Origin of the sequence: Amycolatopsis sp. AA4, from assembly GCF_002796545.1 — a bacterium.
Classification (GTDB): Bacteria; Actinomycetota; Actinomycetes; order Mycobacteriales; family Pseudonocardiaceae; genus Amycolatopsis.
In genome coordinates, this window is sequence record NZ_CP024894.1 from 755,403 (window position 1) to 776,706 (window position 21,304).

General features: G+C 68.7%; 25 protein-coding genes. 13 read left to right on the plus strand and 12 right to left on the minus strand.

The genetic code is table 11. The features are described 5' to 3' along the window. Positions 1 to 55: 55 nt before the first annotated feature. Genes CU254_RS03790 through CU254_RS03805 form a run of 4 tightly spaced genes read right to left on the minus strand, consistent with a single transcriptional unit; the run spans position 56 to position 3,990 of the window. Positions 56 to 1,201 carry an Mrp/NBP35 family ATP-binding protein gene (locus tag CU254_RS03790; RefSeq protein WP_009072917.1) on the minus strand — a complete coding sequence of 382 codons (1,146 nt, stop codon included), beginning with the start codon at positions 1,199 to 1,201 and terminating at the stop codon, positions 56 to 58. 25 nt (positions 1,202 to 1,226) lie between these two features. After that, positions 1,227 to 1,724 carry a DUF1003 domain-containing protein gene (locus CU254_RS03795; protein WP_009072918.1) on the minus strand — a complete coding sequence of 166 codons (498 nt, stop codon included), beginning with the start codon at positions 1,722 to 1,724 and terminating at the stop codon, positions 1,227 to 1,229. Further along, positions 1,717 to 3,027, minus strand: a complete 1,311-nt coding sequence (locus tag CU254_RS03800) for a magnesium transporter MgtE N-terminal domain-containing protein (RefSeq protein WP_009072920.1) — start codon at positions 3,025 to 3,027, stop codon at positions 1,717 to 1,719. The genes CU254_RS03795 and CU254_RS03800 overlap by 8 nt, the downstream gene beginning before the upstream one ends. 57 nt (positions 3,028 to 3,084) lie before the next feature. Beyond that, a complete protein-coding gene (locus CU254_RS03805) occupies positions 3,085 to 3,990 on the minus strand; it encodes an aminoglycoside phosphotransferase family protein (protein ID WP_037712441.1) in 906 nt (301 codons plus the stop codon). Between the two features lie 95 nt (positions 3,991 to 4,085). On the opposite strand from CU254_RS03805, the gene CU254_RS03810 reads away from it, so the two are divergent. Then, positions 4,086 to 4,970, plus strand: coding sequence for a slipin family protein (locus tag CU254_RS03810; protein ID WP_009072923.1), 885 nt, complete (start codon positions 4,086 to 4,088; stop codon positions 4,968 to 4,970). Here CU254_RS03810 and CU254_RS03815 read toward each other — a convergent pair. Both CU254_RS03815 and CU254_RS03820 read right to left on the minus strand, forming a co-directional pair. Continuing rightward, a complete protein-coding gene (locus CU254_RS03815) occupies positions 4,955 to 5,548 on the minus strand; it encodes a DUF4190 domain-containing protein (protein ID WP_009072925.1) in 594 nt (197 codons plus the stop codon). The two genes, CU254_RS03810 and CU254_RS03815, sit on opposite strands and share 16 nt — an antisense overlap. Before the next feature lie 58 nt (positions 5,549 to 5,606). After that, positions 5,607 to 5,951 (minus strand): DUF4190 domain-containing protein, encoded by a 345-nt coding sequence (locus tag CU254_RS03820; protein WP_009072927.1) that lies wholly within the window; start codon positions 5,949 to 5,951, stop codon positions 5,607 to 5,609. A 166-nt stretch (positions 5,952 to 6,117) separates the two neighbouring features. Here CU254_RS03820 and CU254_RS03825 point away from each other — a divergent pair, with 166 nt between their 5' ends. The 6 genes from CU254_RS03825 (at position 6,118) to CU254_RS03850 (ending at position 12,451) form a co-directional block, all read left to right on the plus strand. Further along, on the plus strand, positions 6,118 to 7,308 hold the full coding sequence (locus CU254_RS03825) for an acyl-CoA dehydrogenase family protein (RefSeq protein WP_009072929.1): 1,191 nt from the start codon (positions 6,118 to 6,120) through the stop codon (positions 7,306 to 7,308). 75 nt (positions 7,309 to 7,383) lie between these two features. Further along, entirely contained in the window at positions 7,384 to 7,911 is a 528-nt protein-coding gene (locus CU254_RS03830) for a general stress protein (RefSeq protein WP_009072930.1), read from the plus strand. Positions 7,912 to 8,166: 255 nt separating this feature from the next. Continuing rightward, on the plus strand, positions 8,167 to 9,486 hold the full coding sequence (locus CU254_RS03835; protein ID WP_037712444.1) for an ABC transporter substrate-binding protein: 1,320 nt from the start codon (positions 8,167 to 8,169) through the stop codon (positions 9,484 to 9,486). Then, on the plus strand, positions 9,483 to 10,430 hold the full coding sequence (locus tag CU254_RS03840; protein ID WP_009072933.1) for a carbohydrate ABC transporter permease: 948 nt from the start codon (positions 9,483 to 9,485) through the stop codon (positions 10,428 to 10,430). Before CU254_RS03835 ends, CU254_RS03840 begins: the two co-directional genes overlap by 4 nt. Then, entirely contained in the window at positions 10,430 to 11,272 is an 843-nt protein-coding gene (locus CU254_RS03845) for a carbohydrate ABC transporter permease (protein WP_009072935.1), read from the plus strand. The genes CU254_RS03840 and CU254_RS03845 overlap by 1 nt, the downstream gene beginning before the upstream one ends. Before the next feature lie 3 nt (positions 11,273 to 11,275). Continuing rightward, on the plus strand, positions 11,276 to 12,451 hold the full coding sequence (locus CU254_RS03850; RefSeq protein ID WP_009072937.1) for an ABC transporter ATP-binding protein: 1,176 nt from the start codon (positions 11,276 to 11,278) through the stop codon (positions 12,449 to 12,451). Positions 12,452 to 12,515: 64 nt separating this feature from the next. Here CU254_RS03850 and CU254_RS03855 read toward each other — a convergent pair whose 3' ends face one another. Next, positions 12,516 to 13,421: a hypothetical protein gene (locus CU254_RS03855; RefSeq protein WP_199785788.1), complete on the minus strand. Its 906-nt coding sequence runs from the start codon at positions 13,419 to 13,421 to the stop codon at positions 12,516 to 12,518. A gap of 161 nt (positions 13,422 to 13,582) precedes the next feature. Here CU254_RS03855 and CU254_RS03860 point away from each other — a divergent pair, with 161 nt between their 5' ends. Both CU254_RS03860 and CU254_RS03865 read left to right on the plus strand, forming a co-directional pair. After that, a complete protein-coding gene (locus CU254_RS03860; RefSeq protein ID WP_158687985.1) occupies positions 13,583 to 14,086 on the plus strand; it encodes a DUF4265 domain-containing protein in 504 nt (167 codons plus the stop codon). Positions 14,087 to 14,229: 143 nt separating this feature from the next. Then, entirely contained in the window at positions 14,230 to 14,424 is a 195-nt protein-coding gene (locus tag CU254_RS03865; RefSeq protein ID WP_009072943.1) for a PspC domain-containing protein, read from the plus strand. Between the two features lie 63 nt (positions 14,425 to 14,487). On the opposite strand, the gene CU254_RS44780 is transcribed toward CU254_RS03865, so the two are convergent. The 4 genes from CU254_RS44780 to corA all read right to left on the minus strand — a co-directional run bounded on the left by CU254_RS44780 (position 14,488) and on the right by corA (position 17,663). After that, the gene (locus CU254_RS44780; protein WP_100266699.1) at positions 14,488 to 14,835 is read right to left on the minus strand and encodes a ClpX C4-type zinc finger protein; all 348 of its coding nucleotides are present in this window, start codon (positions 14,833 to 14,835) and stop codon (positions 14,488 to 14,490) included. Between the two features lie 53 nt (positions 14,836 to 14,888). Next, complete coding sequence (locus CU254_RS03875; protein ID WP_009072947.1) at positions 14,889 to 15,728, minus strand: chromosome partitioning protein ParB; 840 nt, start codon at positions 15,726 to 15,728, stop codon at positions 14,889 to 14,891. Then, the gene (locus CU254_RS03880; protein WP_009072949.1) at positions 15,725 to 16,378 is read right to left on the minus strand and encodes a metallophosphoesterase; all 654 of its coding nucleotides are present in this window, start codon (positions 16,376 to 16,378) and stop codon (positions 15,725 to 15,727) included. The genes CU254_RS03875 and CU254_RS03880 overlap by 4 nt, the downstream gene beginning before the upstream one ends. Positions 16,379 to 16,574: 196 nt before the next feature. Then, positions 16,575 to 17,663, minus strand: coding sequence for a magnesium/cobalt transporter CorA (corA, locus tag CU254_RS03885; RefSeq protein ID WP_009072950.1), 1,089 nt, complete (start codon positions 17,661 to 17,663; stop codon positions 16,575 to 16,577). Positions 17,664 to 17,992: 329 nt separating this feature from the next. On the opposite strand from corA, the gene CU254_RS03890 reads away from it, so the two are divergent. After that, positions 17,993 to 18,496, plus strand: coding sequence for a MaoC family dehydratase (locus CU254_RS03890; protein WP_009072952.1), 504 nt, complete (start codon positions 17,993 to 17,995; stop codon positions 18,494 to 18,496). Positions 18,497 to 18,528: 32 nt separating this feature from the next. Continuing rightward, positions 18,529 to 19,641 carry a DUF2332 domain-containing protein gene (locus CU254_RS03895; protein WP_086024944.1) on the plus strand — a complete coding sequence of 371 codons (1,113 nt, stop codon included), beginning with the start codon at positions 18,529 to 18,531 and terminating at the stop codon, positions 19,639 to 19,641. Between the two features lie 281 nt (positions 19,642 to 19,922). Here the strand turns inward: CU254_RS03895 and CU254_RS03900 are convergent, their stop codons facing one another. Continuing rightward, positions 19,923 to 20,324 (minus strand): NUDIX hydrolase, encoded by a 402-nt coding sequence (locus tag CU254_RS03900; protein ID WP_009072956.1) that lies wholly within the window; start codon positions 20,322 to 20,324, stop codon positions 19,923 to 19,925. Positions 20,325 to 20,506: 182 nt separating this feature from the next. On the opposite strand from CU254_RS03900, the gene CU254_RS03905 reads away from it, so the two are divergent. Both CU254_RS03905 and CU254_RS03910 read left to right on the plus strand, forming a co-directional pair. Beyond that, on the plus strand, positions 20,507 to 20,677 hold the full coding sequence (locus CU254_RS03905; protein ID WP_086024945.1) for a hypothetical protein: 171 nt from the start codon (positions 20,507 to 20,509) through the stop codon (positions 20,675 to 20,677). 22 nt (positions 20,678 to 20,699) lie between these two features. Further along, a complete protein-coding gene (locus CU254_RS03910) occupies positions 20,700 to 21,260 on the plus strand; it encodes a PH domain-containing protein (RefSeq protein ID WP_009072960.1) in 561 nt (186 codons plus the stop codon). The last annotated feature ends 44 nt before the right edge of the window (positions 21,261 to 21,304 follow it).

Below are 21,304 nucleotides of genomic sequence, written 5' to 3' on the forward strand. Positions count from 1 at the left end.
AACGAAAAGAGGCGTGCCCCCGCGAAGGGGGCACGCCTCTTTTGCTGCGTAAGGATCAGCGACCGGCGGGGCTGACGTTCAGCATCATCCCGGCCAGCCCGCGCGCCCGGACCGACAGCTGCTTCGCCGCGTCCTTCAGCACCAGCGACGCCGGGGCGTCCGGTTCGGCCAGCACGATCGGCGTGCCCTCGTCGCCCTGCTCGCGCAGGCGCGGGTCCAGCGGGACCTGGCCCAGCAGCGGCACCGTGGAGCCCACCGACTTCGACAGCGAATCCGCCACCGTCTGGCCGCCGCCCGCGCCGAAGACCTCGATGCGCTCGCCGGTCGGGGTCTCCAGCCACGACATGTTCTCGATCACGCCCGCGACGCGCTGCCGGGTCTGCATCGCGATCGCGCCCGCGCGCTCGGCCACCTCGGCGGCGGCCTGCTGCGGCGTGGTCACCACGAGGATTTCCGCGTTCGGGATCAGCTGCGCCACCGAAATCGCGATGTCGCCGGTGCCCGGCGGCAGGTCCAGCAGCAGGATGTCCAGGTCGCCCCAGAACACGTCGGCGAGGAACTGCTGCAGCGCCCGGTGCAGCATCGGGCCGCGCCACACGACCGGGGTGTTGCCCGGCGTGAACATGCCGATCGAGATGACCTTCACGCCGTGCGCCTGCGGCGGCATGATCATCGTGTCGACCTTGGTCGGCTTCTCGCGCGCGCCCAGCATGCGCGGCACCGAGTGGCCGTAGATGTCCGCGTCCACCACGCCGACCGACAGCCCGCGCTCGGCCATCGCGACGGCCAGGTTCACCGTCACCGACGATTTGCCGACGCCGCCCTTGCCGGACGCCACGCAGTACACCCGCGTCATCGAACCCGGCTGCGCGAACGGAATGACCGGCTCCGCCGCGTCGCCGCGCAGCGATTTGCGCAGCTCAGTGCGCTGCTCGTCGCTCATCACGTCCAGCTCGACCCGCACGTCGGCGACGCCGGGGAGCTTCGAGACGGCCTTCTTGGTGTCCTCGGTCAGCGTCGCCTTTAGCGGACAGCCCGCGACAGTGAGGTAAATCCCGACGGTGACCAGCCCGTCGTCGCCGACCGCCACGTCCTTGACCATGCCGAGGTCGGTGATCGGTTTTTTGATTTCCGGGTCGTACACGTCCTTCAGCGCGCTGCGGACGTCGTCGACGCTGGGGAGCTGCTGTGTACCAGTCACCCTTCCATCGTACGTACTGCCCAGTTCAGCTTTGTTTCGCCTTGCGCGGCTTGGAGTCCACGTCGAGATCATCGCGCAGCCGGTCGAGCTCGCTGCGCAGGTAATCGCGCGTCGCGACCTCCCCGACCGCCAGCCGCAGCGCCGCCAGTTCGCGGGCGAGGTACTCGGTGTCCGCCTTGGTCTGCGCGGCGCGCGTGCGGTCCTCTTCCAGCGACACCCGGTCCCGGTCGTCCTGGCGGTTCTGCGCGAGCAGGATCAGCGGCGCGGCGTACGCGGCCTGCGTCGAGAAGGCCAGGTTGAGCAGGATGAACGGGTACGGGTCCCACTGCAGCGACAGCGCGGCCAGGTTCAGCGTGATCCAGACGACCACGATCAGCGTCTGCCAGAACAGGTACTTCCCGGTGCCGAGGAACCGCGCGATCCGCTCGGTGAACCGGCCGAAGGTGTCCGGGTCGATGTTCAGCCGCAGGCGGGCCTGGCTGCGCGGTTGGTCGAGCCTGCGCCCGGTGCCGAGATCAGGCACGGTCCGCCTCCTCCAGGTCAGCGCTGTCGGCCCCGTCGGTGACGTCGTGCAAGCCGGTTTCCCGCCAGTCGTCGGGCAGCAGATGGTCGAGCACGTCGTCGACGGTGACGGCGCCGAGCAGGTGGTCCTCGGGGTCGACGACCGGGCCGCAGGCCAGGTTGTACGCCGCGAAATACCGGGTGACCTCGGACAGCGTCGCCTCCGGGCGCAGCGCGGTCAGGTCGGTGTCCACCGCGCTGGCCACCAGTTCGGCGGGCGGTTCGCGCAGCAGCCGCTGGAAGTGCACGACGCCGACGAACCGGCCGGTCGGCGTTTCGGTGGGCGGTCGGCACACGAACACCATGCTCGCGAGCGCGGCGGGGAGTTCGGCGTTGCGGATGTGCGCCAGCGCCTCGGCGATCGTCGCGTCCGGCGTCAGCACCACCGGTTCCGGCGTCATCAGGCCGCCCGCGGTGTCCGACGAATACGCCAGCAGCCGTTTGACCGGCGCGGATTCCTCGGGCTCCATCAGTTCCAGCAGCCTGCTCTGCTCGGCCGGGGCGAGTTCGGCGAGCAGGTCGGCCGCGTCGTCCGGGTTCATTGCCTCGAGGATGTCCGCGGCGCGTTCCTCGGCGAGATAGGAGAGCAGTTCCTTCTGGTCGTCCTCGGGAAGCTCCTCGATGACGTCCGCGAGCCGTTCGTCGTCCATCGCGTCGGCGACCTCGTGCCTGCGCTTGATCGGCAGGTCGCGCAGGGTCGCGGCGACGTCGACCGCGCGCATCGTGTCGAAGAGCATCAGCAGCTGGCCCGCGCCTTGCGGCTGTCCGGCGAGGTCGGTGAGCCCGAGCCCGGCGACCTCGTTCCACGGCAGCACCTGCATCGCGGTGCGCCGCCTGCCGAGCGCCAGCCTCGTCGACCGCTCGCGGACGGCGAGCTTCGCCAGCACCCAGTCCCGCGTGCGGGTCGGCTCCATCGCCGCGTCGACCACGGTCACCCGGGTCTCCGCGCCAGTCAGTGTCGCGTGCGCGTCGAGGAGTTGACCGCACACCAGGACCTCGTTGGGCCGCTGGTGGAAATGCCGCATGTTGACCGAACCGGTGGCCAGCGTCACGGCGTTCGGTTCGATCGACGTGACCCGCAGCATGGGCACGAACACCCGCCGCCGGGTCGCCAGCTCCACGACCATGCCGAGGATCCGCGGCGGCTGCTGGTCCAGCCGCAGCCCGGCGACGACGTCGCGGACCTTGCCGATCGACTCCCCGTCGGGCCCGAATACCGGCAGACCCGCGAGCTGTGCCGCGTAGACCCGGTTTGTGCCTGCCATGGCGCCGACACTATCGGCTGACGCCCCCGCGCGCTCGCGCCGCGACTCGGCGAATTCTCAGCTAGCCAGGGACCATCGGGTCAGCGCGGGCAGCGCGTCGGCGGACGGGCCGTCGTCGTCCTCGGGCAATCCGCCGAAATCGACCAGATCCTGGGCGTGCCACAGCCGGTTCTGCACCGCCCGGACGAGCGTCCAAGCCTTCGCGCGGTCGCGGTCCAGACCGCTCGCGGCGAGTTTCGAGTCCAGTGTGGATTCGCGGAACCGGTTCCACAGCAACGAAAGCGCGCCGTATTCGAGGTCGCCCGCCAGCGGCTTCGGGTCGATCACCAGCCACGGCTCGCGGGTGCCGGACAGCACGTTCTCGTAGTGCAGGTCCTCGTTCACCAGCGCGTTACCCGCTTCCGGGCCGAGATCGCGGCACACCTCAAGCGCCGCGTCCAGCTCGCGGCGGGGGAGCGGTTCGCCCAGCTCGTGCCAGGACTTGGGCAGCTCTTCGAGCAGTTCTTCCGCGACCCCGGACAGGGTGCGGGTGAGCCCGGCGGGCGCGGGCACGGCGAGCCGACGGGCGAGTTCGCTCATGATCTCGACGGCGGGCAGCAGCGGTTCGCCGTCCAGCGTCCGGCTGTCGTCGAGCCGCTCCAGCAGCATCGCGCCGTCCTCGGGTGCGGATTCGTGCAGCAGCACCGATCCTCGACCGGCCCATGTGGACAGTGCGAGCGGTTCGTCGCGCGATTCCTCTTCCACCCAGCCGAGTTTCAGCACGACGCGGGAGCCGTCCGCGCGCCGGGCGGGCTGCACGACGCCGACGTAGCCGTGCCGGGCGGTGTCCTCGAATTCCAGCTCCCACTTCCGGGCGTACCGCTGCGCGAGCGAGGGCAGCGACGCGAGCCACGGGACGGCTTCCGGACCCAGCACCTTGGGGGCGCGTTCGGCGAAGGCGGGCGGGATTTCCAAAACGGTCACAACGCCCATCCTGGTCGGCCGCGCAAACCGTTTCCGGGGCTGCCGTACGCGCGTACAGTGAGTGGATCAGGGTTTTGGCGAACCCGGGAGCTGCCATGATCGTCGAGATTGTCAGCGCGGTGGTCGTCGCGGGCGGGGTGTGGCTCGCCTCCGCGGTGCGCGTGGTCAAACAGTACGAACGCGGGCTGGTGTTCCGGTTCGGCCGGGTGCGCGCGCAGGTCCGCGATCCGGGGCTCGCGCTGCTGCTGCCCATCGCTGACCGCATGCAAAAAGTGAACATGCAGGTCGTGACACTGCCGGTGCCCGCGCAGGACGGCATCACCCGCGACAACGTCACCGTGCGGGTGGACGCGGTCGTGTACTTCAAGGTGGTCGACCCGGTGCTGGCCGCGGTCCACGTGCAGGACTACCGGTCGGCGATCGGCCAGGTCGCGCAGACGTCGCTGCGGTCCATCATCGGCAAGAGCGACCTCGACGACCTGCTGTCGAACCGCGAACGGCTCAACGAGGGCCTCGAGCTGATGATCGACAGCCCGGCGCTGGACTGGGGCATCCACATCGACCGGGTGGAGATCAAGGACGTCGCGCTGCCGGAGTCGATGAAACGCTCGATGTCGCGCCAGGCCGAGGCCGAACGCGAACGCCGGGCGCGCGTGATCTCCGCGGACGGCGAACTGCAGGCGTCGCACAAGCTCGCCCAGGCCGCCGCGACGATGGCGGACACCCCGGCGGCGCTGCAGTTGCGGCTGCTGGAGACGGTGGTGCAGGTGTCGGCGGAGAAGAACTCGACGCTGGTGCTGCCGTTCCCGGTGGAGTTGCTGCGGTTCCTGGACGCGCGGACCGACCCGGCGGCGAAACCGGCCGCGAAGCCGCCGGAGCCGCGCACGTCGGCGGAAGTGTCCCCGGACAAGGCCGGCAACGGACAGGTCGCCCCGCCCGAAAGCGAGGCGAGCGACGTGCCGGATCAGCGGTCGAGGTAGCCGTTCAGGCCGAGGACCAGCAGCGTCCCGAAGAACCCGACCCACAGCGCGATCGCCACGTAGCCGAGCACGACGGCCGACAGCGCCATGGTGCGCCCGCCTGCTTCGTTGCGGCTGGCCTTGGACAGCGCGACGTGCCCCATCGCGAGGCCGGGGACCGCGAGCACGAAGGTCGCCAGGCCGAGCAGCGAGCACACGAGCGCGCCGGTGGCGAGCCCGCTGTCGCTGGTGTTCGGGTACGGCTGGTAGGGCGCGCCGTACGGCGGCGGGGCCCGGAAGCCCGGGTACCCGGGTGGCGGCGCAAACGGATCCGGTTGCGCCGCAACGGGATACGGCGTCGCGGGCGGCGGTGCGGCGGGAGCCGGCGGCTCGCCGGGAAGCACCGCGACCGGGCCGGGATCGGGCGCGGTCCAGCCCGGCGGCGGAACGGGCGGGCCGGTCTCCGCGGGGGACGAGAGAGCGTCCGCCGGGGCCTCGTACGACGCGGGCTCGGCGGCGGCCGGCGGCTCGTACGGAGCGGGGTCCGCGGTCGGCGGCGGTTCGTACGGCGCCGGATCGCGGTCGGACGGAGTGGTCATCGGGGCTCCCTCGAGGTGCCGGGTTCGACGGCCGACGCTACCGGGTTTCCGGACGGCATCAGCCGAAAATCCCGGACTGGACCAGTGCGCGCACGATCAGCGGGGTGACGATGCTCCAGACGATCAGCGCGGCGTAGCCGATCACGAACCCGGCGAGCGCCAGCGCGCCGCCGGTGCCGCGGCCGCGCCGGGCCCGGTGGAACGCGACGTGCCCCATCACGATCCCCGCGACGGCCATCGGCGCGCACAGCACGAACCCGGCGATCGAGCAGATCAGCGACCCGAGCGCGAGCCCCGCACCGGGAGCCGGGCCCCGCGGCGGATAGGGCTGGTGCTCGTAGGACGGGTGCAGGTAGCCGTCGCGGCCGGAGGGCTCGTCCCGGTCCTCGCTGGCCTCGCTCATCGGGATCCTTTTCGCGGTTTCGGGTGGATCAGCACCTTATCCGCACCTTAACGGGGGAAACCGGGGCCGGGCGTGAGCACCCTCATAGCCGCTCGGGCGCGAACCAGTCATACTCCCCGGTAACCCAGCGCCGGGAGCCGGCGTCGCCGCCGAAGGGAGCCCAGTGATGGCCCGTCTTGCCCGGACCGCCGGCCTGACTGACGTGCAGCAGGAGATTCTGTCCACGGTGCGGTCGTTCGTGGACAAGGAGATCATCCCGCACGCGCAGGCGCTGGAGCACGCCGACGAGTACCCGGCGGAGATCGTCGAGGGCATGAAGGAAATGGGCCTGTTCGGACTCACCATCCCGGAGGAGTACGGCGGTCTCGGCGAATCGCTGCTCACCTACGCGCTGGTGGTCGAGGAGATCGCGCGCGGCTGGATGAGCGTGTCCGGCGTGATCAACACGCACTTCATCGTGGCGCACATGATCACCCGTCACGGCACGGCGGAGCAGAAGCAGCATTTCCTGCCCCGGATGGCGACCGGCGAGGTCCGCGGCAGCTTCTCGATGTCCGAGCCCGACCTCGGTTCGGACGTCGCCGCGATCAAGACCCGCGCCCGCCGCGACGGCGACGACTACGTGATCGACGGCGCGAAGATGTGGCTGACCAACGGCGGTTCCTCGAACCTGATCGCGCTGCTGGTGAAGACGGACGAGGGCGCGGAGAAGGCGCACCAGAACCTGACGACGTTCCTGGTGGAGAAGCCGTCCGGGTTCGGCGAGGTGCTTCCGGGGCTGACGATCCCGGGCAAGATCGACAAAATGGGCTACAAGGGCGTGGACACCACGGAAGCGGTGTTCGACGGCTTCAAGATCGGCGCGGGCAAGGTGCTGGGCGAGGCTCCGGGCAAGGGCTTCTCGTACATGATGGACGGCGTCGAAGTCGGCCGGGTGAACGTGGCCGCGCGGGCGTGCGGGATCGCGATCCGGTCCTTCGAGCTGGCGATCGCGTACGCGCAGCAGCGTTCGACGTTCGGCAAGCCGATCGCGCAGCACCAGGCGATCGCGTTCAAGCTCGCGGAAATGGCGACCAAGGTCGAGGCCGCGCACCTGATGATGGTGAACGCGGCGCGGCTCAAGGATTCCGGCGCGCGCAACGACGTCGAGGCCGGGATGGCGAAGCTGATCGCCAGCGAGTACTGCGCCGAGGTCACCCAGGAAGCGTTCCGGATCCACGGCGGCTACGGCTACTCCAAGGAATACGAGATCGAGCGGCTCATGCGCGAGGCCCCGTTCCTGCTGATCGGCGAGGGCACCAGCGAAATCCAGAAAACCATCATCAGCCGCGGCCTGCTGCGGGAGTACAAAGCCTGACCCCGCTTCGCCGGAGTTCGCGCGCTTCGCCGGTTCTTGACAAGATGGAATCCTCCGACCGGACGAGCGCAGGTGATGATGGTGAGCAGTCCCTTTGGCGGCGGTCAGGGCCCGGCCGGGCTGCCGAGGCTCCCGACGCCGCCCACCGGCTGGCCGATCGGGTCGTACTCGACCTACGGCGAGGCGCAGCAGGCCGTCGATTTCCTGGCCGAAAGCGAGTTCGCGGTCACCGACGTGACGATCGTCGGCGTCGACCTGATGCTGGTCGAACGCGTCATCGGACGGCTGTCGTGGGGCCGCGTGCTGGCCGCGGGCGCGATGTCGGGCGCGTGGTTCGGCCTGTTCGCCGGGCTGCTGCTGGGGATGTTCGTCAACCAGGGCGGATTCGCGCTGCAGTTGCTGACCGGGCTGGTGCTGGGCGTCCTGTCCGGGCTGGCGTTCTCCGCGATCGGCTACCGGACCTCGCGCGGCCGTCGTGATTTCTCGTCGGCGAGCCAGCTCGTCGCCGGCCGGTACGACGTGCTGTGCCAGCCGCGCAGCGCCGAGCAGGGACGCGAGCTGCTCGCCAAACTGGCGCTCCGCCCGCCGCCCGCCACCGCCTGACCTCACCCGTCCACGGGAGAATTTCACCCGTCTTCCCGATGGTTCGCGCGCACCTGGCTGAATCGTTACCGACCCTGCTTGCGGCCGGTGATCGCCGGGCATAGGTTGTCCGACACCGGTTGGCCGGTCGTGTCCTCCAGCGCGGCCTGCCGGCAACTGGCACGTCGGGGTGCTGGCTCGGGTCCGCCTCGCCGCGGCGTGCTTTCTGGGGGCGGCGCCGGAAGGCGCCGTGTGCACATGGGCGAGGAGGCTTGGATGGGGAAGATACGGCCCAGCGGAAAGAAACGGGGACCTACCCGCGCGGCGGCGCTGCTCGCGGCGGGTCTGGTCGGCAGCGGCCTGGTGGCCGGCTGCGGAACGGCGTCCGGGACGACGATCAACGTCTACTACTCCCCGGAGGACCATTTCCAGACGGTCGTCGACAACTGCAACAAGACCGCCGCCGGGCGGTACCGGATCGTCTACAACAAGCTGCAGCGCGGTTCGGACGACCAGCGGATCCAGATGGCTCGCCGGCTCGCCGCCGGCGACACGTCGATGGACGTGCTCGGCCTCGACGTCACCTGGGTCTCGGAGTTCGCCGAGGCGGGCTGGGTCGACGAGTGGACCGGCCAGAACAAGGCCGCCGCGTCCGAGGGCGTGCTGAAGGGCCCGCTGGAAACCGCGACGTATCAAGGAAAGCTCTACGCCGCGCCGAAGAACACCAACGTGCAGTTGCTCTGGTACGACGACCGGCTCACCCCGGCCCCGCCGAAGACGTGGGACGAGATGATGCAGATGTCGCAGCGGCTCAAGGGCGAGCGCAAACCGTATTCGATCGTGTTCACCGGCGCGCAGTACGAGGGCCTGGTCGTCATCTTCAACACGCTGGTCGACTCGCTCGGCGGGCACATCCTGTCCGACGACGGGAAATCCGTCGTGATGGACGAGGGCGCGGTGCAGGCGCTGGAGCTGCTGAAGAAGATCACGTCGTCGGGCATCACCGACCCGTCGCTGACGAACCAGAAGGAGGACGACGTCCGGCGGACGTTCCAGCGCGGAGACGCCGCGTTCGAGCTGAACTGGCCGTTCGTGTACGCCTCCTACGCCGAGGAAAAGCCGCAGGACCTGTCGCATTTCAAGTGGACGGTGTACCCGCAGGCGAAGCCCGGCATTCCGTCGAAGAGCACCATCGGCGGGTTCGACCTGGCGGTGAGCGCCTACTCGCAGCACAAGCCCGAGGCGTATGAAGCGGCGTTGTGCCTGCGCAGCAAGGAAAACCAGAAGTTCTCGGCGATCAACGACGGCGTGCCGCCGACGATCGAGTCGGTGTACCACGACGACGTCCCGGTGGACCCGGCGAAACCGGTGTCGGCGGACAACCCGAACATGGCCCAGAAGTACCCGATGCGCGACGCCATTCTGTCCGCGCTGAAAACGGCCGCGATCCGCCCGCTCACGCCGGTGTACCAGAACCTGTCCACGGTGATGTCGAAGATCCTCTCCCCGCCGGCGGCGATCGATCCGCGGACGACCGCGCAGAAAATGCGGGAACAGCTCGATGACGCGCTCCAGTCGAAGGGAGTGATCCCGTGACCGTCCAGGATCCCGCCGCGACCACGCACGAAGCGGCGCACCGCAAGGGAAAGCCCGCGCTTTCCGAAGGCAAGAAGGCGGAACGGCGGCTCGGGCTGTGGCTGTGCGCGCCCGCGTTCGTCGTGATGATCGCGGTGACCGGATACCCGATCATCTACTCGGTGTGGCTTTCGCTGCAGCGCTACGACCTGCGGTTCCCGGCGAAGCACGAGTTCATCGGCTTCGACAACTACGCCGCGGTGCTCACGAACTCCTACTGGTGGACCGCGTTCGGCACGACGATGTTCCTCACCGTCGTGTCGGTGGCGATCGAATTCGTGCTCGGCATGGGCCTCGCGCTGATCATGCACCGCACGCTCGTCGGCCGCGGATTGGTGCGCACCGTCGCGCTGATCCCGTACGGCATCGTGACCGTGGTGGCCGCGTTCTCGTGGTATTTCGCGTGGACGCCCAAAACCGGGTACCTGGCGAGCGCGCTGGGCGAAGGGGTCGCGCCGCTCACCGACCAGTGGCCGTCGCTGTTCATCATCATTCTCGCCGAGGTGTGGAAGACGACGCCGTTCATGGCGCTGCTGCTGATGGCCGGGCTGGCGCTGGTGCCGGACGACCTGCTGAAGGCCGCGGCGATGGACGGCGCGACCGCGTGGCAGCGGTTCACCAAGGTGATGCTGCCGGTGATGAAACCGGCGATCCTCGTCGCGCTGCTGTTCCGCACGCTCGACGCGTTCCGCATTTTCGACAACATCTACGTGCTCACCGGCGGCGCGCAGGACACCGGGTCGGTGTCCATGCAGACCTACGACAACCTGGTCAAGGGGCTCAACCTCGGGATCGGCTCCACGATGGCGGTGCTGATCTTCATCACGGTGGCGATCATCGCGTTCCTCTTCATCAAGGTGTTCGGCACCGCCGCGCCCGGCACGGACGACGGGGGGAAGCGCTGATGGCTATCGGAGGCGCGGCCACCACCGGCCGCAAGGTCGGCTGGGGCCTGCTCGACATCCTGGTGCTGGTGTTCGCGATCGTCCCGGTGCTGTGGGTGCTTTCGCTGTCGTTCAAGACGAAAGCGACGCTCACCGACGGCAATTTCATCCCGACCGAATGGACGCTCAAGAACTACGCGGACATTTTCCAGACCACCGAGTTCCTGCACGCGCTGGTGAACTCGATCGGCATCGCGGTGATCTCCACGCTCATCGCGGTGGTGCTGGGCACGATGGCCGCGTACGCGATCGCCCGGCTGGATTTCCCCGGCAAGCAGGTGCTGGTGGGGCTTTCCCTGCTGATCGCGATGTTCCCGCAGGTCTCGCTCGTCACGCCGCTGTTCAACATCGAACGCGGGCTCGGCCTTTTCGACACCTGGCCGGGGCTGATCCTGCCCTACATCACGTTCGCGCTGCCGCTGTCGATCTACACGCTGTCCGCGTTCTTCCGGGAAATCCCGTGGGAACTGGAAAAGGCGGCGAAAATGGACGGCGCGACGCCGGCCCAGGCGTTCCGGAAGGTGATCGCGCCGCTGGCCGCGCCGGGCGTGTTCACCACGGCGATCCTCGTGTTCATCCTCTGCTGGAACGACTTCCTGTTCGCCATCTCGCTGACGTCCACCGAGTCGTCGCGCACGGTGCCGGCCGCGTTGTCGTTCTTCACCGGGTCCTCGCAGTTCGAGGACCCGACCGGCCAGGTGTGCGCGGCCGCGGTCGTGATCACAGTGCCGATCATCCTGTTCGTGTTGTTCTTCCAGCGTCGCATCGTGGCGGGGCTGACGTCCGGTGCGGTGAAGGGCTGACCCATGGCTGAAATCGTTCTCGACAAGGTTTCCAAGCGCTATCCCGACGGCGCGCTCGCGGTGTCCGAAGTGGACATCACGATCGCCGACGGGGAGTTCATCATCCTGGTCGGCCCTTCCGGCTGCGGGAAGTCGACCACGCTCAACATGGTCGCCGGGCTGGAGGACATCTCCTCGGGCGAACTGCGCATCGACGGCAAGCGGGTCAACGAGAAGGCGCCGAAGGACCGGGACATCGCGATGGTGTTCCAGTCGTACGCGCTGTACCCGCACATGAGCGTGCGCGAGAACATGGCGTTCCCGCTGCGGCTGGCCAAAGTGGACGACAAGATCGTCCGGTCCAAAGTGGAGGAAGCGGCGCAGATCCTCGACCTGACCCAGCATCTCGACCGCAAACCGGCCAACCTGTCCGGCGGGCAGCGGCAGCGGGTGGCGATGGGTCGCGCGATCGTCCGCAACCCCAAGGCGTTCCTGATGGACGAGCCGCTGTCCAACCTGGACGCCAAACTGCGCGGCCAGATGCGGACGTCGGTGTCGAAGATCCAGAAGCAGCTCGGCACGACCACGCTGTACGTCACGCACGACCAGACCGAGGCGATGACCCTCGGCGACCGGGTCGTGGTGCTGCGGGCCGGGTACGTGCAGCAGATCGGTTCGCCGCAGTTCCTCTACGACAACCCGGCGAACCTGTTCGTGGCCGGGTTCATCGGCTCGCCGTCGATGAACTTCGTCCCGGCCACGCTCGAAGACGGGCAGCTGCGCAGTTCGCTCGGCACGACCCCGCTGACCGACCGGATCCGCAGGCTGGCCGAAGCGGCGAACGCCCCGCGCGAGGTGATCATGGGCATCCGCCCGGAGCACTTCGAGGACGCCGCCCTGGTCGAATCGGGCCGCGAGGGCGCGACGTTCACCGCGCACGTCGACGTGCTGGAGTCGATGGGTTCGGAGAAGTTCGCGCACTTCACCGTGGACGGCGAGGCGGCCACCTCGGCCGAACTGGCGGAACTGGCCGCGGACAGCGGTTCGGCCGACGTCCCCGGCGCGGAATCGCTGATCGTGGCCCGGCTGTCGGCCGAATCGGCGGCCGCGGAGAACCAGGACGTGCAGCTCTGGTTCGACGCGGACAAGGTGAAGCTCTTCGACCCGTCCGACGGGCGGAACGTCACCTACTCCGACTGAGCTGATGGTCCGTGAAGGGCTCCTTGAGGGAATCAGATTCCCTCAAGGAGCCCTTCACGGACGTTCAGGGGATCCGTGAGAAGACCGTCGCCGCAGCGGTGCGGGCGGCCGGGCAAGCCGCCTCGCCGCCCGCACCGCTGGTGTCGACCACGCTCACCGTCGCCTGCTCCGCTCGCCCCGGCGTGGCGGGGGAGGGCTGCACCGTCCGGACCCGGCAGAACGCCCCGTCGGCGGCGACCCGAGCGGTCCGGTTGCCGAGCGTTTCCGCCGGTCCGGCCGGTGCCTGCCGCACCACCGCGAACTCCAGGCTGACCTTGTCGAGAATGCACGAATGCCCGGCGAGTCCGGCCGTCGCGTCGCCGCCCTGCGCGCCCGATCCGCTGAGAATCGCGCAGGAATCCACCCGCCCCCACGACCGGTCGGGCAGTTGCGGATGCCGCACCCGATTGCCGGTCACCGCGTCGAGCACGCCGCCGACCACGTCGTCCGCCGCGGCGCACCGATCCTCCGCACTGCCGCGGTCGTCCCCGTCGGTGATGGAAACGGCCAGCCGGACCCCGTCGGCGAACGTGATGGCCCGCCCGCACGTCCGCTCGGGCACGAAACCGGCCTGCTGAACGGAAACCCCGTCCGGCACCTTGCCCGGGTACGCGTAAGCCTGCACGTTGGGATCGCGCTCAGCCGCGAGCGGCCCGATCGTGACCGTCCGGGGGTGTCCGGCCTGCACGAAGTCCGCTTGGCAGGCGGTGAACGAGGAATCAGGCGTGTCGGCGGTGGAGTTCTTGAGCCGCTTCGGGTCGAGAAGGCTGCAGTAGTCGAGCGTGGCGAAGTCCCCGAGCGCCGAGATCGCGGTCAAGGGCACCGGCGTGGACTGCGCCTGCTCAGTCGGGGCAGACTCCGCGGAACAACCGGCTGTCGCGGCGAGAAGCACCGAAAAGCCGACGGCGAGGACTCCGAGTGGGTTACGCACGGGGTGCAGTATCACCGTGGGTGGCGAAAAATCCAGCCCTCGTCGGGAAATCCCACACTTCGCTGAGTCATCACCGCTGGTCGAAGAGGTTCGAACGGGAAGCGGGGCGTCCGAAAGCCGGACCGCGTTACGCCGCACGAAGGCGCTGGCAAGCTATGGCGGTGCGCGAACAACCCAGCGACCTCGATCGGCCGACCCACGTCAAGGTCGTATTCGACCTCCCTGCCGAGGACGACGATTGGCCGCCGGTGAGCCGCGAAGGGCTGTGGGCGGTCCCGCTCGACCGGCCGGACCACGTACGGCTGGCCAACGTTCCGTGGTTCGTCCGGAACGCGGCCGAAGGCGACGTCTTCCGCGTAGAGCGGGACGAGGAGGGAGTGCTCCGGCCGGTCGAACGGGTGGAATCGTCCGGGAACTGCACCATCCGGATGATCGTCTGGGCGCAGGGCCCGTTCGGCGGCGACCTTGGCCGGGTGATCGACCATTTCGCCCCGTTCGGCTTCGAGGGCGAACAGCTCGGCCAGTTCGGCATGGTGGGGTTCACGGTCCCGCCAGTCGCGAACCTCGCCGAGGCCAAGCGCGCGCTCGACGCGGGCCGGGCAGACGGTTCGTGGGCTTACGAGGAGGGCTGCGTCAGCGAGGAATGGCTAGCGGCCGGACTCTGACCTGCGAGTTCCCGCCCCGACCCCGATTCCTCCCCAATGCCGGACCCCAACCCCTTAGGGGTCCGGACCATCCCGAGGAGCGATGTGCCCGGCCGCCGGACGTGGTGACATGGAGGCACGAACCCAAACGGGAGGGGAACACGATGACCGCACCTGTCACTCACCGGCTGAGCCGGCCGCGGGAGGGGCGCATGATCGGCGGAGTCTGCGCCGGGCTCGCCCGTCGTTTCGGGACCACGCCGGGCAAGGTCCGGGTGCTCGCGCTCCTGTCCTGCCTGCTGCCGGGGCCGCAGTTCGTCGCGTACCTGATCCTCTGGGCCATCATCCCGAGCGACTGAGCGACCACCAGACCACTGTGCTCGATCGGCCCTCTCCCGCCACCAAACGGGAGGGGGTCCTTCTTATTTCCGCTCGGCGGAAAACCGCTCCCAGGCCGATTGCCGCGTCACGCCGAGCGCTTCGCCGATCCGCGCCCACGCCACGCCGCGCGCTCGCAGCAGGTCCACCTGCTCCTGGATCCGCGCGTCCGTCTGCGCGCTGACCTTCGCCATCCGCGGGATGCTCTCCAGGATTTCCTCGTCCGATTTCCGCTCCCACAGCGTCACCTCGGGCGTCCCCGGCTCGTGTTCCCCGGCCAGGATCTGTTCGCACAGTCCGACGCAGCCGTCGCAGATGTAGACCCCCGAGCCGGCGATCAGTTTGGCCACCTCGTCGGCCGGTTTGAGGCAGAACGAGCAGTACGAAGTCATCATGACCTCCCAGTGTCAGGACTAGCCTGACACGTCAGGACCGGCCTGACAAGTCACTGCTGGGAACGCAGCGCTTCGATGACCTCCTCGTCCCAGCGATGCGTCCGGATCAGCCGGTACCGCTCGCACGCGACCCACAGGTACGCCTCGGCCTCGGTGCGGTCGCCGATCAGATCCGCTTGCCGGAGCATCGCCACCACCGGCGTGAATTCCTCGTCGAACCAGCGCTGCGCAATAGTCGCGCGGTCGGTGAAGCGGCCCTCGTCCTGCATGAGCCGGAAACCCCACGCTTCGACGTGCTCGCCGAGCTGGGCGTAGTTCCACGGATCCGTCACCAGCACCGACGCACGAGCGTGCCCGGACAGCGGGACTCGTTCCAGGAACAGCCGCCGGTAGTCCTTCACGATCAGGTCGCCGCGATACCGGATGCCGCTCGGGTTCAGCTTGGTGCGCACGACCGTCACCGAAGCTTCTATTGTGGACAGTCCCTGCGCCAGCGCGACCGAAACTCGGTGGTGGCCGTCGATGATGAAGTGCAATTCGCCGATCCGGTACACCTCGATCGGCGGGATCGCTTCACCGCGGCGGGCGGCCAGCGCGAGGCGTTCCCAGCGTTGCCGGACGCGAGCGGAGGTCGGGCGGAAGCGGCGGTCGAAATCGCGGCTCCGGTCCACGGTGCCGACGATCGAGTCCAAAGTGATCACTCGCGTCCCGATCCGCGCCTCGCTGACGTAACCGAGCGCCTGCACCACCTCGTGGAACGGCAGCATGATGTTGACGTCATCGGGTTCCCGGCGCAGCCACGTGGAAAGCCGCGAGAGCACCTGGCGGCGGCGGGCTCGCAGGAAGTCGTTTTCGGCGTCGGCGCGCGGGAAACCGGTCGGTCGGGTCATCGCGGGAACTCCATCACCTGATAGCCCACCACGTTGCGGATCCGGGTGGGGCCGGCCACGCGGTCGGGCACCGGTTCGCCGTGCGGGTGGATGTGTCCGTGCAGCAGCCAACGCGGCCGCAGGGTGTCGATGGTGCGGTGCAGACAGGTGAAACCTTGGTGCGGCGGGTCTTCGCGGTCGCCGAGATGCCGCGGCGGCGAATGCGTCAGCAGGATGTCGATTCCGTTGCCGTCGCGCCATTTCCGCCACCGGAACCGCCGCTCCAGCCGCCGGGCGCGGCGCGCCTGCTGCCGCTGCGTCCACTGATTCGGGCCGTCGCGGTAGCGGATCGAACCGCCGAGCCCGGCGATCCGCAGCCCGGCGACGTCGACGATCCGGCCGTCGGCGTTGATCCCGCCGGCCGGGCCGGGCCATTCGGTCGGGAAACCGTCCTTCATGGACAGTCCGCCGTAACGGGTGAAGCCGCTCAGGTCCGGGTCGTGGTTGCCCGGGACGAACACGCACGGCACGTCGAGCATGCCGGCGAGGTGCTCGAGATACGCGAACGGCAGATCGCCGGCGGCGACGACGAGGTCGACCCGCAGCGAGCGGACCGCCGGGGTCCACAGCCGCTCGTCGGCCTCGTCGGCCACCACCAGCGCTTTCGGCATGCGCCCAGGTTACGGCGCACGCGGCGTCACTTCATGCCGTGCGCGAACCCGGGGTTGAGCGCGATCATCGCGACGATGCCGACGATCCAGACGAGGCAGAGGGCCAGGGCCCAGAACTTGAGGTTGGACAGCAACCGGGACATGACGAGACAAACCTCCTGCGACCGGGGGAAGAAAAGGGGGACCGCGAGGGCGGCTACAGCCAGCCGTTCTTCCGGAATATTCGGTACAGCAGCAGACAGATCGCGAGAATGACCGTGACCACGATCGGATAGCCGAACTGCCAGTGCAGTTCGGGCATGTAGTCGAAGTTCATGCCGTAGATGCCCGCGATCATCGTGGGCACCGTGATGATCGCCGCCCACGCGGTGATCTTGCGCATGTCGGTGTTCTGCTGCAGCGAGATCTTCGCGACCGTCGCGTCGACCAGGGTGCTGAGCAGTTCGTCGAACGCCGCCACGCGTTCGGAGACGGTGGCGAGGTGGTCGGCGACGTCGCGGAAATACGAGCGGACCTCGTCCGGCACCAGCCGCGTGTAGCCCTCGGCGAGCCGCGACACCGGCGTGGCGAGCGGGACCACCGCGCGCCGCAGTTCGAGCACTTCCCGCTTCATCAGGTAGATCTGCTCGGCGCTCACCGACGACCGCGGCGCGAAGACCTGCGCCTCGATCTCGTCGATGTCCGCCTCGATCCGGCTGGTGACCTCCAGGTAGTGGTCGACCACGTGGTCGGCGATCGCGTGCACGACCGCCGCCGCGCCGAGGGCGAGCCGCTCCGGGTCCTCGTCGAGGTCGCGGCGCAGCCGGGCGAGTCCGGAGTGGTTGCCGTGCCGGACGGTGATCACGAAATCGCGGCCGAGGAACACCATCAGCTCGCCGGTTTCCACGATCTCGTTCGCCGTGGTCGGCGACTGGTGCTCGACGTACCGGACTGTCTTCAGCACCAGGAACAGCGTGTCGTCGTAGCGCTCCAGCTTCGGCCGCTGGTGCGCTTCCAGCGCGTCCTCGACCGCCAGTTCGTGCAGGCCGAAGGTGTCCGCGATGCCCTGGATCTGGTCGGAATCGGGCTCGTGCAAGCCGATCCAGACGAAACCCGCGTGCCGCTTGCGCACCTCGCGGATCGCCTCGGCGTGCGTCCAGCGTCCGGGAAGCCGCTTGCCGTCGACATACACCGCGCAGTCGACGACATAAGCGGACAGCGGCACCGGGATCGGCCGGTCGAGATTGGCCTTGGCCCGGTTGTTGCCGCGGCCGCGAAGGCCGCCTAGCGAGGGAATGGCAGGCATGGGTTCTCCTGGGCGGGCGTCGTGAAGCACGAAGACGACGGCCAGGCGGACTGCGGCGTCCGTCCGGCGGCACCGTGAGTTCCCGGACGCGGGCCTACCAGGAGCGGAAAAGGCCGGCCGGCGAGGCGGGAACGCACGTACTACTAGGGAGCGGACTATCACCACTGCTCATGAGCGGTCCCTCACCTCCTTTCGGCCGGCGCACGCGAGGGCGTGCGAAGTGGCAGGGGTCGCGTTGACGCGCGATCACCGATGGTTGAGGGTACTCCTCACCACGAATACGTGTCGCACCTGGTTCGGCAGGTGTTACCCGGACAGGAGGCGCAAGCGTGCAATTCGGCCGGTATTACGAGGAGTTCGAGGTCGGCGCGGTCTACAAGCACTGGCCCGGCAAGACCGTCACCGAATACGACGACCATCTGTTCTGCCTGCTCACGATGAACCACCATCCGCTGCACCTCGACGCGCACTACGCGGGCGAGACGACGGATTTCGGCAAGAACGTCGTGGTCGGCAACTACATCTACTCGCTGCTGCTCGGCATGTCGGTGCCCGACGTGTCCGGGAAGGCCATCGCGAACCTCGAGGTCGAATCGCTCAAGCACGTGAAGCCGACCTTCCACGGCGATACGATCTACGGCGAGACCGAGGTGCTCGACAAGACCCCGTCGAAGTCCAAGGACGACCGGGGAGTCGTGTACGTCGAGACGCGAGGCTACAAACAGGACGGCACCATCGTGTGCGTGTTCCGGCGCAAAGTGATGGTGCCGAAGCGGTCCTACGGAGACACCCGCGGCGGGGAGCAGCCCGGCCGCCCGACGCCGCACGAGTGATCGATCCGCCGCGAAGAGGAGCACGGGTGGCCATCGCCCTGGAGAAGATCAAGCAGACGTTGCGCAGGTTCGCCGAGGTGGAGGCGCGCGGGGTTTCGCCGCTGTATGACCACCTCGCGACGCACGCGGCCGAGGACGACGACGTCGCCGCGCTGCTGGCCGACGCTCGCGGCGGCGAAGCGCGCGGGACGTTGCTGTTCGCCGCCGCGCACCGGCTGGTGCAGGCGGATCCGATCCACCCGCTGTCGCGGTACTACCCGTCGGTCGGCGGGTTCGACGGCGTCGACAGCGAGACCTGGCCGTTGTTCCGCTCGTTCCTGCTGGAGCGCGCGGACCAGGCCCGCGAGCTCATCTCGACCCGCTACACGCAGACGAACGAGGTGCGCCGCGCCGCGCTGCTGTACCCGGCGGTCGCGGCGGCGGCGAAGGAAGCGGGCGGCAAGATCGCGCTGCTCGAGGTCGGCTGCAGCGCGGGATTGCTGCTGGGGCTCGACCGGTTCGGCTACCGCTACCAGTGCGACGGCGGGGAGCAGCTCACGGCCGGTCCGGCGAAGGCGGCGGTCGGGCTGCACTGCTCGATCGACGTCGCGTCGGGCGCTCGGTTGCCGAAGCTGCCGAAGAAGGTCGCGGTGGCGGCCCGAGCGGGACTGGACCGGGCGCCGGTGGACCTCTCGGACGAGGACGAGCTGGCGTGGCTGGAGGCGTGCGTCTGGGCCGACCAGGTCGACCGGATCCGGCTGCTGCGCACCGCTGCCGCGGAACAGCGGAAGCACGTGCCGGAGCTGATCACCGGGGACGCGGTGGACGACCTGGCCTCGGCGGCGTCGCAGTTGCCGTCGGAACTGCCGTTGGTGGTGCTGACGAGCCACGCGCTGGCGTATCTCGGGGACCGGCGGGCGGATTTCGTGGCCGAGCTGGCGCGGCTGTCCTCGGCCCGGCCGGTGTGGTGGGTGAGCCAGGAGTTCTACCGGGGCGCGCTGGAGATCGTGCTGCCCGGCCGGGACGACCTGTCCTCGGACGGCTCGGCTCCGGACGAGCCCGCGATGGCGGTGCTGGGCCTGACGAGCTGGATAGACGGGAAACCCGAGGCCCGCGCGCTGGCCCGGACGGCGCCGCACGGGCAGCGGATGACCTGGCTGCCCTGAGCTGTCCCGGGCGTGGCCGGGCCGGTGATCCCCGGCTCGGCCGCGCCCTGCGCTCGTCGGCGCCCTGAGTAACCTGTGTCACATTCACCCCATCAGTCACATCGGCCCGCCCGCGCCGAGACGGCCGGACCGATGCGCGTTCCGCGATATCGAATACGCGTTCCGCGCATTTTCCGTGCTCATCGCGGATAGCTGAACGACGGGGAAACTTTCCGACAACTCCGCAATCCGTTCCGAATCCCGGACACGGTATGCGGCAATGCGGAAATAACCGCTCCGGGTTACGCGGCGGGCAACTCATTCCAGTCACGCAGAGTCACCAGGAGCTGGTCCACCAGGTGGCCCGCTTCGTCTAAATTGACCAGTTCGGCCGAGTTGACCCACCGTGCGTCGGAGGCGTCGTCGCCCGCGGTGAGGATTCCGCCGGTCCAGGTGCATTCGTAGTCGTGGATTTCGTACCGGCCGCGCACGACCGAACCGGCCAGTGTGTGCGGTCTCACGTCCAGCCCGGTCTCCTCGCGAAGCTCCCGGACCACGGCCTCGTGGTCCGTTTCGCCCGGTTCCACCCGGCCGCCGGGCAGCGACCACTGGCCTTTGCCGGGATCGTTCGCGCGCCGGATGAGCAGGAGTCTGCCCTGGTCGTCGAACACAATGCCGCCGACGCAGCGCACGAGGCCGTCCATGCCGCGACGGTAGCCGACCCCGGCCGCGCCCCCTAGCGTTCGGGAACCTGTACACGGAGAGTAGCCGTACGGTACACTTCGAGCGGCTGGCTGACCCATGCGCGGGACTTTCCTCCCGCGTGGGTGGTCAGTGCGGTACAACGTAGAAAGTCAGTTTTCCGGGTGTCATGGAAGAGACGGGATTGATCGCTGTGAACGCGAAGAAGCTTGCGGGACTCGTGGGTATCGCGTTGGTGCTGTTCTTCGTGATCGCCCAGCCGGGACATGCCGCGGGACTTGTCAGCAATATTGTGGAGTTCCTGCGCAGCTCGGCCGAATCGGTGATCACGTTCGTCAGCAACGTCTTCCACTGACGACAGGGGATACCCTCGGACCATGTTCGCGCCACGCGACCCTGACGAGTACCTCCTCGACACGGAGCGGCGGGTCATCCGGATCCGCCGCCATTGGGCGGTGCTCCTCTGGGACACGTTCGAGGCAGCCGCGCTGCTGATCGTGTGCGTGCTGGTGTCGTATCTGCTGCCGCCCTCGATGTGGGTGGTGCAGAACATCCTCTGGTACGTCGCGCTGGCGGTGGTGCTGCGGTTCGCCTACGTGATCATCGAATGGTGGGTCGAACGGCTGGTCGTCACCGACAAACGGTTCGTGATGACCACCGGCGTCTTCACCACCAAGGTGCTGATGATGCCGATCAGCAAGGTCACCGACCTCACCTACCAGCGTTCGGCCTGGGGCCGGATGCTGGGCTACGGCACGATGGTCGTCGAATCGGCCGGGCAGATCCAGGCGCTGAACCGGATCGACTACCTGCCGCGGCCCGAGGAGTTCTACGACACGATCTCCGAGCTCGTGTTCGGCGACAAGCAGAAGCAGGCCGAACGGTTCTCGATGATCAAGGCGCAGCGCGCGGCGCGGGGCAAGAAGCCGGTCGGCTGACGCCGGAGCGCGTCGGCACTGGTCCCGGCGCCGAGGTGACGCAG